The sequence below is a fragment of the Meiothermus sp. CFH 77666 genome (assembly GCF_017497985.1).
GTDB lineage: Bacteria > Deinococcota > Deinococci > Deinococcales > Thermaceae > Meiothermus.
In genome coordinates this window covers 63,715-75,565 of sequence record NZ_JAGDFV010000004.1, presented here as the reverse complement: position 1 = coordinate 75,565, position 11,851 = coordinate 63,715, and the positions used below count along the sequence as shown (strand labels likewise).

Annotated in this window: 10 protein-coding genes; 5 read left to right on the top strand and 5 right to left on the bottom strand. The window is 61.4% G+C overall.

Going from position 1 to position 11,851, the window contains the following annotated elements:
- Window positions 1-108: 108 nt before the first annotated feature.
- The 3 genes from J3L12_RS03485 (at window position 109) to J3L12_RS03475 (ending at window position 2,730) form a co-directional block, all read left to right on the top strand.
- Window positions 109-1,023: an SDR family oxidoreductase gene (locus J3L12_RS03485; protein ID WP_208013652.1), complete on the top strand. Its 915-nt coding sequence runs from the start codon at window positions 109-111 to the stop codon at window positions 1,021-1,023.
- Window positions 1,024-1,261: 238 nt separating this feature from the next.
- Window positions 1,262-2,230: a D-alanine--D-alanine ligase family protein gene (locus tag J3L12_RS03480; protein WP_208013729.1), complete on the top strand. Its 969-nt coding sequence runs from the start codon at window positions 1,262-1,264 to the stop codon at window positions 2,228-2,230.
- Window positions 2,231-2,268: 38 nt separating this feature from the next.
- Window positions 2,269-2,730: a cupin domain-containing protein gene (locus J3L12_RS03475; RefSeq protein ID WP_208013651.1), complete on the top strand. Its 462-nt coding sequence runs from the start codon at window positions 2,269-2,271 to the stop codon at window positions 2,728-2,730.
- 227 nt (window positions 2,731-2,957) lie between these two features.
- Here J3L12_RS03475 and J3L12_RS03470 read toward each other — a convergent pair whose 3' ends face one another.
- The 4 genes from J3L12_RS03470 to glgC all read right to left on the bottom strand — a co-directional run bounded on the left by J3L12_RS03470 (window position 2,958) and on the right by glgC (window position 7,004).
- A complete protein-coding gene (locus J3L12_RS03470) occupies window positions 2,958-4,298 on the bottom strand; it encodes a glycogen synthase (RefSeq protein ID WP_208013650.1) in 1,341 nt (446 codons plus the stop codon).
- A gap of 15 nt (window positions 4,299-4,313) precedes the next feature.
- Window positions 4,314-4,742, bottom strand: a complete 429-nt coding sequence (locus J3L12_RS03465; RefSeq protein ID WP_208013649.1) for a gamma-glutamylcyclotransferase family protein — start codon at window positions 4,740-4,742, stop codon at window positions 4,314-4,316.
- A gap of 254 nt (window positions 4,743-4,996) precedes the next feature.
- Window positions 4,997-5,686 carry a SagB/ThcOx family dehydrogenase gene (locus J3L12_RS03460; RefSeq protein ID WP_208013648.1) on the bottom strand — a complete coding sequence of 230 codons (690 nt, stop codon included), beginning with the start codon at window positions 5,684-5,686 and terminating at the stop codon, window positions 4,997-4,999.
- A 76-nt stretch (window positions 5,687-5,762) separates the two neighbouring features.
- Entirely contained in the window at window positions 5,763-7,004 is a 1,242-nt protein-coding gene (gene glgC / locus J3L12_RS03455) for a glucose-1-phosphate adenylyltransferase (RefSeq protein ID WP_208013647.1), read from the bottom strand.
- A gap of 187 nt (window positions 7,005-7,191) precedes the next feature.
- Here glgC and J3L12_RS03450 point away from each other — a divergent pair, with 187 nt between their 5' ends.
- Window positions 7,192-9,354, top strand: a complete 2,163-nt coding sequence (locus J3L12_RS03450; RefSeq protein ID WP_208013646.1) for an AAA family ATPase — start codon at window positions 7,192-7,194, stop codon at window positions 9,352-9,354.
- A gap of 280 nt (window positions 9,355-9,634) precedes the next feature.
- A complete protein-coding gene (locus J3L12_RS03445) occupies window positions 9,635-10,657 on the top strand; it encodes a S41 family peptidase (RefSeq protein ID WP_208013645.1) in 1,023 nt (340 codons plus the stop codon).
- Between the two features lie 153 nt (window positions 10,658-10,810).
- Here J3L12_RS03445 and J3L12_RS03440 read toward each other — a convergent pair whose 3' ends face one another.
- Window positions 10,811-11,758, bottom strand: a complete 948-nt coding sequence (locus J3L12_RS03440; RefSeq protein WP_208013644.1) for an aldo/keto reductase — start codon at window positions 11,756-11,758, stop codon at window positions 10,811-10,813.
- Window positions 11,759-11,851 lie beyond the last annotated feature (93 nt).

Genomic DNA, 11,851 nt, shown 5'->3' with positions numbered 1-11,851 from the left:
TGCAGGCCCATTTACCAATAGGGCTGGACTGGCGAACTCGAGTGGCCAGGGTACTCATGCGCTTGGCGATTCGCTTGGAGCCAGAAGTAGTCGAGATGCGGAGGGAACATGTCTAATCTCAAAGGAAAAATTGCGGTAGTGGCAGGAGCCACCAGGGGCTGTGGCCGGGGTATTGCGGTAGAGTTGGGTGCGGCTGGGGCCACCGTGTACTGCACGGGCCGCAGCACCAGGGGCCACCCTTCCGACCTCAACCGACCCGAGACCATCGAGGAAACCGCCGAACTGGTAACCCAGTCCGGTGGAAAAGGCATTTCGGTAAGGGTAGACCATACCCAGGAGGATCAGGTCAGGAGCCTGTTTGAGCAGGTAAAGGTCGAGCAGGGCAGGCTGGATATTCTGGTGAATGATGTGTGGGGTGGCGATGCCCTCATCGAGTGGGGCAAGCCCTTCTGGGAGCTGGACATGGCCCAGGGCTGGAGGCTCTTGGAGCGCTCGGTATACAGCCACCTCCTCACCAGCCGCTACGCTGTGCCGCTGATGGTCGAGCAAAACTCAGGTTTGATTATCGAAGTCACTGACGGCGACAGCCTGAGCTACCGGGGTAACTTTTTCTACGATCTGGTCAAGACCACCGTAATTCGTCTGGCCCACAACATGGCGGAGGAATTCAAGGGCCAACGCATCAACGTCAGTGGCGAGCCCAACCGTGCAAAGGCCCACATCACCGCTCTGGCCCTCACGCCCGGCTTCCTGCGCTCGGAGGCGATGCTCGAGCACTTTGGCGTGAGCGAGGCCAACTGGCGCGATGCGATTGCCAAAGACCCCTACTATGCCGAGTCCGAGACCCCACATTACATTGGGCGGGCCGTGGTGGCGCTGGCCTCCGACCCCAAGATCCACGAAAAAGCAGGCCAGGCCCTGGCCACCTGGCATCTGAGCCGCGAGTATGGCTTCACCGATATAGACGGCAGAGCGCCGCATTGGCAAGAGTTTTACGAGGGTAAAAAACCAGCGGAAAAGTGATGTGTGACAGCGGTTCCCACGAATACCCAGAACAGCGAGTTTTGCTGTTCTGGGTAAAACACTCCGCATCGCATCTGGAGTGTTCGTGTAAAACGCGATGAGGTTCATATTTCAACCGAAACCTCTCTTCGTACTACCCACACCTCTCGCAGATCAAGCGATGGCGTAAGGATTGGAATTTAGCAGATTGAAGTTTGCATACCGCACGTACCACACTACAATACACATTGTGAACAATTTGCACATTTTACTCATCGCTGGGGGGCCGCCCGGGGAGCATGAGGTTTCTCTATCATCAGCGCGGGGGGTTCTGGCAGCCATGCCCCATCCCACCGAGTTGGCCGTGATTGCCAAAGATGGCCTCTGGCTGCTGGGGGAGGACGCCCGCGAAGCCCTGGTGGCCGGAGTGGCCGAACACGGCACCCACCGCTTTCCACCCGACATTCCCTGGCAGCGCTACGACGTGGCCTTTCCTCTACTACACGGCCCGGTGGGCGAGGATGGCGTCATTCAGGGCTTTCTACAACTGCTGGGGCTGCCCTTTGTGGGCGCAGGCGTGGCCAGTTCGGCGCTGTGCATGGACAAGGATCTGTGCAAGCGGGTACTGCACCAGGCCGGTATTCCGGTAGTTCCCTGGGTAACCTTTTACAAAGGCGAGCCCACCCCCGAGCCGCCCTTCAAGCCCCCCTACTTTGTCAAACCGGCCAACACCGGCTCCTCGGTGGGCATCTCCAAGGTCAGGGCCGACCAGGATGCTACCAAAGCCCTGGCCGAAGCCTTCGCCTGGGATCGCAAAGTGCTGGTCGAGCAAGGCGTGCAAGGGGTGCGTGAGCTGGAAGTGGCGCTACTGGGCAACATCCACGCGGAGGCCAGCGTGGTGGGCGAGATTACCTACCAGGCCGAGTTTTACGACTACGAGACCAAGTACACCGAGGGCAAGGCGCAACTGCACCTGCCCGCACCAATCGCCCCCGAACTTTCGGAAAAAATTCGGGCCACTGCGATAGCTGCTTACCGCATCCTGGGTGTGCGGGGGATGGCTCGAGTGGATTTTTTCCTGTCGGGCGAGGGTGCGCTGTATCTCAACGAGTTCAACACCATCCCCGGTTTTACCCCTACCAGCATGTACCCCAAGCTCTGGCAGGCCAGCGGGCTCGCTTACCCCGACCTGCTCGACCGCCTTGTGCGTTTGGCCCTGGAAGATTAACCTGTGAACCAAATCCCTCGTCGGAAACAGGAGTCTCTATGAGCGAAAAGACCCTCGGCACCGGCCCCATTGACCAGGGCATTGTGGAAGACCTGGGCGGCATCACGGTCATTCGGGGAGGCGGCAACCGGCGACAGTGGAACGGCATCCAGTACCTGCAGGGCATGTCGGCCAAAAATGTGGGGTCTACAGGGCTTTCTATTAATGTGGCCACCGTGCCTCCGGGTGCAATTGCTTATGCCCACATTCACGATGGCTTCGAGGTGATGTTGTTTGTCTTGCAGGGCCGGGTCAAGCACACCTTTGGCGAGAACCTCGAGCACGAAGTCATCAACCAGGCGGGCGACTTCATCTACATCAAACCCGGCGTACCCCACGAGGTTTTCAACATTGGCGAGGAAGAGCTGGTGGTCTTTGTGGCCCGCTCGACAGCAGACGAGTGGGACAAAATCATCAACTACCCCTCCCGCTACCGCCCAGCCGAGGGGCCTGGGCCTTGATACAAAATTGACCTGAACCCCTTTCCTTCTCCCCTTGCGGGAGAAGGTGGCAACACCCCGCCAGCAGTTATGGAGAATACTGTCTGAGACGTCACTTGCTGCATCTGGGGTGTCGGCGGATGAGGGGTATATCAACGCCATTCAAAAATAACTCTCCAGCTAATCCGGGCTGAGCTGAATGGCCGTTTGGGGGCCTGTCCGAGAAAACGCGCCAACAATAGCTTTCCCTAACCCAACAATTGCTGATAAAGGGACACGTACTCGCGGGCCGGCTTATCCCAGGAAAAATCGGCCTGCATGGCATTTCGGGCCACCGATAAGCGGTCGGGGTGTTTGAGGAATTCGCTGACCCCGTGCAAAACACCCCCGGCGTCCATCGAATCGAACATGAAGCCGGTTTCCCAGTGCTTCACGGTATCGAGCAAGCCCCCCACTGCCCGCACGATGGGGAGCGTGCCGTAGCGCATGGCGATCAGTTGGGCCAGTCCGCACGGCTCGAACCTCGAGGGCATCAGAAAGCCATCCGAACCGGCGTAGATGCGGTGGGCCAGGGCTTCGTTGTAACCCTGCACATAGGCCAGGCGGCCCGGCAGATGGGAGGCCATCCAGGCAAAAGTGCGCTCGAGGCCCGGCTCCCCACTGCCCAGCACCACCAGGTTGACCCCCATCCCCATCAGACCATCCACCGCGTCACCAATCAGGTCTATGCCTTTCTGGTGGGCAAAACGCGAGACCACCCCCAGGGTGGGGCGGTCTTCCAGGGCAAACTCTGAGAGCAATTCGGCCCGGTTGCGGGCCTTGCCCGAGAGGTCGGTCGCGTCGTAGTGGTGTTTCAGGTACCGGTCGGTGGCGGGGTTCCAGTAGTCGGTGTCGAGGCCGTTCAGGATGCCCCGGAGCTTCCCCTGCTGGCTGCGCAGAACCCCATCCAGGCCCTCGCCGCCTTCGGGGGTGGTGATCTCCCAGGCATAGCGGGGCGAGACCGTCGTGACGGCGTCGGCGTTCACAATACCGGCTTTCATCAGGTTGATTGCGCCGTTGTGCTCGAGGCCTGCGCCATAGTAGGTCTCACCCGGCAGGCGCGTCCAGGCATAAAAATCCTGGGAGCCCCAGACCCCCTGATAGGCCAGGTTGTGGATGGTGTACACCGTGCGGGCCCTGAACCAGCCCAGGTTCCGCAGCAGCGGTAGCAGGGCCGCCTGCCAGTCGTGGGCGTGCACTATGTCAAAATCGCCCAGGAGTTCTGCCGTGGCCATGGCAAAGCGCACAAAGCGGCGGAAGTCGTCGTCGTAGCCGTAGGGTTTGTCTCGGGCGAAATCCCCCAGCCCCACCAGCACGTAGCGCACCCCCTGGTGCTCGGCGTGACCAATGCCGATTTTCTCGCGGTGCCCCTCGAAGTTGAACCAGGCCTCGCCCACATAGTAGCCCTGGATACCCCAGTACCACGGCAGAAAGATGGTGGGCTTTAGGCCCAGCTTCCGTAGGGCCTGGGGCAGACTGCCGATCACATCGGCCAGGCCCCCCACCTTGGCGAAGGGGAAGGCTTCGGAGGCGACAAAGGCAACCTTCATACGAATATGGGCAGTTTACCCCTTTGACCGCATTTGTTCACCCCAAACCCCCTCCGGCAGCCAGAGGCCCCCCACGCCTCGCATCGCTTGCAGGCTGGAATAAACATACACCCAGACCTTGCATGGCGCTCCGCCCCGCTCGGAAAGATACGCAGTGGTGGGGCTTCGCTGGTACTCGCTGCCCTCATCCTCGAGCTGGTCCAGCAGCCCCAGGGCTTGCTCGAGGTCGGCAAACCACTGCACCTCGCCCCACACCCGCCCCTCCCCTTTGAGCACACCGGGGTAGGCATAGGGCCGAATGTCGCTTTGGGGGATGTGATAAAGCCGAAAACCCTCGAGGTAGGCCGGCTCCGAGCGCAGCCAGCCCGCCTGCCTCGAGACCTCAAAGTTGCGCTCCCCTTGTTTCAGGGTGCCGTACACAAAAACCGCTTCAGGAGACTCCATTACCGTAAAGCATACTGGCTGGTAAAAATCCAGGGTCAAGCCACGTTCACGGCGATGCTGGATGGCTTGTGGCGCGTGGCTGGTGGCTGGTAGCTACAGGCGGTCAGCCACTCACGCTCGTACCATCTTTGCTCGAACACATTTCATGCCATACAGGGGTTAGGGGGTAGGGGGTAGTAGCGCAAAACCCACTGCCATCTTGTGCATCCCTGAACGTTAGCTACACGCCTAACGTTGGGGTCAAACTTGAAAACCTACCGTCCCAGCAACAACACCACCACCGGATACTCGGCATCGGGCAGCGAGAGCAGTTTGCGTACTTCTTCGTCGTAGAAGGTCTCGGCGGGGTAGGCCTGCAAGCCCAGGGCGGTAGCGGCCACCATCACCTCGCCCACCGCATAGCCCACTTCCAGCAGGGCGTAGCGAAACCCGCGCAACCCAAATACCGCTTCGGAACGCTCCGGTACGGCATTGAAAACCACCAGCGCTGCCGAGGCTTCCACCGCTTCCAGATCCATCAGGGCCGATTTCCAGCTTTTGGGGTCAAAGCGGCCCGAGAGCTGCTCCAGTTGGTGCTGCTTGGCCGCGTAATGGTAGATGCCTTGGAAGGTGTCTTGCAGATGCTGCACGGCCAGGTAGACCTCGAGGGGATAGGCACTCCCGGCCGAGGGATAGCCCCGCCCTCCGCGGCGCACCGCCAGCGGGGCCAGCACCTGCGAAAGCTCGGCCAGGGTGATGGAAGAACCCACCTTAGGTGTGGTGGGCGCCACCCTGGAAAGCACCCGCCAGACCGCCGGGCCCCCGTCGCGCACCGGCTCCGAAAGCTCCACCGACTCCAGCGGATTGGCATAAACCTTGGCCGCAGGCGCCCGCCCACCCGGTAGCTGATCTCCGGGGAAAATGCGCGTCAGGCGATAAAAAATCTTACCGGGATGCTTATCCATAAATGCCGATGGCCGATAGGCAATAGTCTATAGCCAAACCTCTCAAGGCTATCGGCTATAGGCTATCAGCAATGGGCTAGAATCGGTAGCTCTTGGGCACCACCACAATACCTTCCGGGGTGACGGTAAAGCCGCGGGCCCGGTCAGCCTCGAGGTCGTAGCCAATCTCGGTGTGGGGCGGGATGCTCACATTTTTGTCCACGATGGTATTACGCAGTTTGGCGTAGCGCCCTACCTCCACCTCGTCAAACAGGATGCTGCGCTCGACCAGGGCGTAGGAGTTGATGCGACAGCGGCGGAAGATCACCGACTCGCGGATGGTGCCGCCCGAGATGATGCAACCCCCTGCAATCAGGCTGTTGAAGGCCTGTCCGGTGCGGGCGCCGGCCTCGTGCACAAACTTGGCAGGGGGCGAGTTGAAGTTGGCGGCGCGCAGGGGCCAGTCGGGGTTGAACAGGTCAAACTCCGGGGTCACCTGAATCAGGTCCATGCTGGCTTCAAAATAGGCATCGATGGTTCCCACATCACGCCAGTAGGTGTTGGGAACCTGCTGACCGGGGATGGGATTGCGCTTGAAATCGTAGACCTGGATGCGGTAGCCCTCGCTCAGGGCGCGGGGAATCACATCCTTGCCGAAGTCGTGCGAGGAGTTAGGGTCTTTAGCGTCGTGCTCGAGCTTCTCCACCAAAGGCTCGGTGCGGAAGATGTAGTTACCCATCGAAACCAGGGCCAGATCGGGCTTGCCGGGGATGGGGGTGGGGTTCTTGGGCTTTTCCTGAAAGCCAATCATGCGCCACTGGTCGTCTACCTGGAGCACCCCAAAGCGGCTGGCCTGCTCGATGGGCACCGGGTAGGCGGCGATGGTCAGGTCGGCGCGGTGGTCGTTGTGGTAGTCCAGCATGTGGGCGATGTTCATCTTGAAGATGTGGTCGCCCCCAAAAATCGCTACGTTCTCGGGCTTGTGGTTGTTGATCAGGTGCAGGTTCTGGTAGATGGCATCGGCAGTACCGCGGTACCAGACCGGCCCCAGCTCCTCGTAGCGGTACATCTGGGCGGGTACCAGCAAAATAAAAGCATCTTCCAGAAAGCCCCCAAAGCGCCAGTGCCGCTGCACATGCTCGGTCAGGGACTGGGCTTTGAACTGGGTGAGCACGTAAATGCCGTAGATTCCTGAGTTCAGGAAATTGTTGAGTACAAAGTCGATGATGCGGTAACGCGCCCCAAAGGGCACCGAAGGTTTCGCGCGTTTGGCCGTGAGGGGGAACAACCTGGAACCCTGCCCCCCCGCGAGAATCATCCCCAGAACTCGCATAGACATGACGAAGTTGCCTCCTTTGGAAACAGCATAACAGGCTTGGGGTTTGGCTGAAAGCCGGGTCAGTGGGTCGAAAGATTATGGTCTATGGTCTATGGCCGATTGTCTATAGCCGCAGGATGAAAGAGATCTGAGACAAGAAGATGGGCTTCCAGATTCTCTATTCTGGCTGTGGGTATACTTGTCCAGCATGAGGCTTTCCTACGAGGCGCTCGAGTGGCGCACATTTACCGATGATTCGGGCGATATTGTCTCGTTCCCGCCAGCCCCCCCTTTTTTTGGACAGGAACGGGCCAGGGCGGCGCTGGAACTGGCCCTTCGGGGGGGGTTCCATGCCTACCTGGTGGGGCCTTCCAGCCTGGGCAAGCACGAGACGCTGCTGGCCTATTTGAGCACCCAGACCGTCGAAACCCCCCCGGATCTGCTGTATGTGCCCCTGTCGGAGCGCAAGGTGGCGGTGCTGACCCTGCCCAGTGGGCAGGAAACCCATCTGGCCGACGCGGTGGAGAACCTGCTGCTGGAGGTCAGTCGGCTGGACGAGCTGTTCCGCCAGGGCTCTTTCCTGCGGGAAAAAACCCAGCTCGAGGCCCGTTTCAAGGAGGCCCGCGAAAAGCAACTGGCCTCGCTGCAGCAAGAAGCCCAGGCAGCCGGGTTTGCATTGTCGCTGAATGGGGAAAGGCTGGAGTTTACCGGCCCCGGCCCGGTGCCCGCCGAACTCAGCGCAAGACTCGAGGAGGTCACGCTGGGCAGCCTGGCCGCTGCCGCCGAACTCGAGGTCTCGCTCCGGCGGCTGCGCCGCGACTGGGCGCTGCACTACCTGAACAACCGCTTCGAGCCGTTGTTTCAGCGCTTTCCCCAGGCTCGAGGCTACCTCGAGGCCCTGCGCGGTCGCCTGGCCCGCTATGCCGAGACCGGCGAACCCCTCGACCCCGCCCAGTGGCGGCCCAATCTGCTCACCTCGTCCAGCAGCGGCAGCCCGCCCCCCATCGTGTTTGAGCCCTATGCCACCGCCCCTCGGCTGTTTGGGCGGCTGGACTACACCGTGGACAAAGGGGTCTGGAGCACCAACGTCAGCCTGATTCGCCCCGGCGCGGTTCACCGCGCCCAGGGAGGGTATCTGATTCTGGATGCCCTGAGCCTCAAGCGCGAGGGCACCTGGGAAGCCTTCAAGCGGGCCTTGCGCAATGGGCAGGTCGAGCCGGTCACGGAGCCGCAAGCCCCGGCCAGCCTCGAGGTCGAGCCTTTTCCCATCCAGATGCAGGTCATGCTGGTCGGCACCCAGGAAGCTTTTGAGTCGCTGGAGGAAGACCCGGCCTTCAGCGAGCTATTTCGCATCCGGGTGGAGTTCGCCCCCACCCTGCCCGCCACCCCGGAAAACATGATGGCCCTGGGGGGCTGGCTGCAGGCCCAGGGGTTTCAGCTTACCCAGGGCGGCCTGATCCGGCTTTACGACGAAGCCCGGCGCAGCGCCGAGCAACGCGACCGCATGGATGCCCGCCTGATCGAAATCCGGGCCCTGGCCGAAGAAGCCGCCGTTTTGGGTGGGGGGATTCTCAGTGCAGAGGCTGTGGAGCAGGCCGTTTTGGCCCGCGAGCAGCGCAGCTTTCTTTCCGAGGAGGAGTTTTTACGGGCGGTAAAGGAAGGGGTCTGGAGCCTCCGCACCACCGGACGGGTGGTGGGCGAGGTCAACAGCCTGGTGGTGGTGGAGGCCGCGCCCTACTGGGGGCGTCCGGCCCGGCTCACCGCGCGGGCCGCTCCTGGCCGCGATCATGTGATCTCCATTGACCGCGAGGCCGGTCTGGGTGGGCAAATTTTCCACAAAGCGGTGCTGACCCTGGCCGGCTACCTTCGCAGCCGGTACATCGAGAGCGGCCCCCTCCCCGCCACCATCAGTCTGGCCTTCGAGCAAAGCTACGTTTCCATTGACGGCGACTCCGCAGGGCTGGCCGAGCTGGTCGCAGTGCTGTCGGCCCTCGGCAACTTTCCCCTGCGGCAAGACCTGGCCGTGACCGGCGCCGTGGATCAGACCGGCAAGGTACTGGCGGTGGGGGCCATCAACGCCAAGGTGGAGGGCTTCTTCCAGGTCTGTAAGGCGCTGGGCCTGAGCGGCAGCCAGGGGGTGATTCTGCCCAGGGCCAACATCCCCAACCTGACCCTCCGGGCCGAGGTGCTGGAGGCCGTGCGGGCCAATCAGTTTCACATCTACGCCGTCGAGACGGTGGAGCAAGCCCTCGAGCTCCTCACCGGCGCCCGCATGGAAGGCTTCCGAAGCTTACAAGACCTTATCAAAGCCCGCTTGGAAGAGTTTGCCAAACTGGAAGCAGGCCACGACGAGGAAGAGAAGGAGTCCTAGCTGCACTAAAAGTTTCAGGTCTCGGGTCGCATGTCTCAGGTCAAAGGGGAGGAAGGTCGATGGGAATCGTCTTTAGTCTTTAGTCTTTAGTCTATCGACTATGGACTATCGACTATCGACTGACGAAGTCTAATCACAATCAATCGAAGAGGCTGGGTTCATTGGAGACATACCGGTTGCCTTGCTGACAACCCACCAGACAAACCCACGCCTAAGGAACGATCAAAACCCTGAGCCCTGCCCGACACTCTGCCTGAGGCCCTTCGCGTATCATGCAGCTATGCGCTGGTGGGTGGTGGGGTTTTTAGTTTTGAGCAATCTGGCGCTGGCCCAGGCCAACCCGGTTTTTGCGCTGCGCCTCGAGCAAGCCTGGCGGCTGGTCAAGGAGCGCTACTACGACACGGGTTTTGGCGGGGTGAACTGGGAAGCGGTGGGCAATACCTACCGGCTCAGGCTGGGCGAAGTACGCGACTGGGAGGGGCTCTATCGCTTGCTAGACGAGATGTACAGCGAACTGAGAGACGACCACTCGAGGGTGCTGAGCCCCTCAGAGGCCCGGCGCTATCTGCGCGGTGGGCAGTGTATGCCTTTACCTTTCAAGGATCAGGATCTTCAACCACCCGCCCCCCCGTCCTCGTCGAGCCTGAGCCCCGATCCGCCAAAAGCCAACCTAGCCAAGTCTGGGAACATGTCGCTATCTGCAACCCAGACCTCGAGGCCAACCTTCGAGGCTCCACAGGTGCGCTTCACCGATGGGGTGGTCATCTTTCGGCTCAGCAACCTGGTGGATGTGGCGGGGCTGAACGCCTTGCAGGAGGCCATCCGCCGCTACGATGCCAGGGCCAGGGGCTATGTACTCGATCTGCGCGGCAACCCCGGCGGGCTGGTGCTGCGCATGGCCGAGGTAGCAGGGGTTTTTATGCGGGGCGTACCCTGGCGTATCGTCAGTCGGGGGATTGGAGCCATTCCTTTTCCCACCACGCCCTTCTGGGGTCGCCCCCAAACCCAAAAACCCCTGGTGGTGCTGATTGATGGCAGCGTCCACTCCGCCGCTGAAGGCCTGGCTGGTGCCTTGAAAAACGCCGGACGGGCCTACCTGATCGGCACCCGCAGCGCAGGCAACACCGAAGCCCTCACCCCCTACTGCTTCCCCGATGGCGGCGTGGCGCTGGTAGCCAACGGTGTGCTGGCTCCCCTTAGCGGCCCTACCTGGGAAGGGCGTGGGGTGGAGCCTGACCTGGTAGAAGAGAACCCCCAGGAGCAGCTCGAGGCAGCCCTGCGCTACATCCTGCGCCAGCGATGAGGCTCAAAGCCAAAGACCCTGCGAGGCGTGTGTCATACCGCTTTTACTTGAGCACATCGTATACAGCAGGAGGTAGGGGGTAGGAACCCACCTCCCACTCCCCCCTACCTTATGCGCCGTTGAAAATAGAATGCATCCCGGATGGCTCGGTTTTTATGAGGAGTGCCAGCTTACCAGAGCGCCGGCGCTGGCCGCATCAAGTCGTGCCATTTCTTGGTCTGAGAGCTGAATACGCAAAGCCCCTGCATTGCCCTCGGCCTGCCGCGCGTTCTTGGCGCCGGGGATGGGCAGGGTACCTTTCTGGATACACCATCGCAGGGCCACCTGGGCTTTAGTCGCACCCCGATTCTGGGCAATCTCACCCAGGGTCTGTAGCAGCCCTGGAATCTGGGCCTTGTGGGTCACGTAGCGCTGCGCCCGGTAGCGGCCCGGCGGGGGGTTCTCCAGGCTATACTTGCCGGTAAGCCAGCCCATGGCCAGGGGGCTATAGGCCATCAGCACAATACCCTCGGCCTGCATGGCCCGTAGCAGGCCCGACTGCTCGGGTTTGCGCTCCAGCAGATGGTACTCGACCTGGTTGACCGCCAGGGGAACCCTGTGTTTGGCCAGCACCTGCGCCACGCGCTCGAGCTGCGGCAGGCTGTGATTGGAAACCCCCACCGCCCGGGTCAGCCCTTGCTCGTAGGCTTCGGCGAGTGAAAGCGCCCAGTCCTCGAGCGAGACCGGCTTCCAGGGCCAGTGCAGCAAATACAAGTCGAGCTGCTTCATCTGCAGGCGCTCGAGGCTCTTTTTAAGCGCCCCGAGAAGCGTTTTGCGGGAAAACCGCCAGGGGTAGGGAAACAGCTTGCTGACCACCAGGGGCTTGGGCTGGTGGGCATGGTAATACTGCCCGATCAGTTTTTCCGAGAGCCCAAAGCCGTAAAACTCCGCGGTATCAAAAAGCCGCACGCCCCCTTCTAGGGCCGCCTGGTAGGCTGCCTGGGTGTCGTCTTGCTGGTAGCCCTTGCCATAGCCCCAGACCAGCCTGTCCCCCCACTGCCAGGTGCCAATACCCAGCGGTGGAATGGCCGGAAGCCCCTTGATCTGGATAAGGTCATTCACCCCTCAAGGCTACAATGCGCCAGGAACCCCGCCTGTTTGGTACCACCCAAAGCCAGCGGTTTCAGGCCAACTGCTCAGGCCAGCGCTCGACCC

Excerpts from the sequence above, each read along its gene's own strand:
- J3L12_RS03485 (WP_208013652.1), top strand. The coding sequence starts at position 109 with ATGTCTAATCTCAAAGGAAAAATTGCGGTAGTGGCAGGAGCCACCAGG.
- J3L12_RS03475 (WP_208013651.1), top strand. The coding sequence starts at position 2,269 with ATGAGCGAAAAGACCCTCGGCACCGGCCCCATTGACCAGGGCATTGTG.
- J3L12_RS03470 (WP_208013650.1), bottom strand. The coding sequence starts at position 4,298 with ATGAAGGTTGCCTTTGTCGCCTCCGAAGCCTTCCCCTTCGCCAAGGTG.
- J3L12_RS03465 (WP_208013649.1), bottom strand. The coding sequence starts at position 4,742 with ATGGAGTCTCCTGAAGCGGTTTTTGTGTACGGCACCCTGAAACAAGGG.
- J3L12_RS03460 (WP_208013648.1), bottom strand. The coding sequence starts at position 5,686 with ATGGATAAGCATCCCGGTAAGATTTTTTATCGCCTGACGCGCATTTTC.
- glgC (WP_208013647.1), bottom strand. The coding sequence starts at position 7,004 with ATGTCTATGCGAGTTCTGGGGATGATTCTCGCGGGGGGGCAGGGTTCC.
- J3L12_RS03450 (WP_208013646.1), top strand. The coding sequence starts at position 7,192 with ATGAGGCTTTCCTACGAGGCGCTCGAGTGGCGCACATTTACCGATGAT.
- J3L12_RS03445 (WP_208013645.1), top strand. The coding sequence starts at position 9,635 with ATGCGCTGGTGGGTGGTGGGGTTTTTAGTTTTGAGCAATCTGGCGCTG.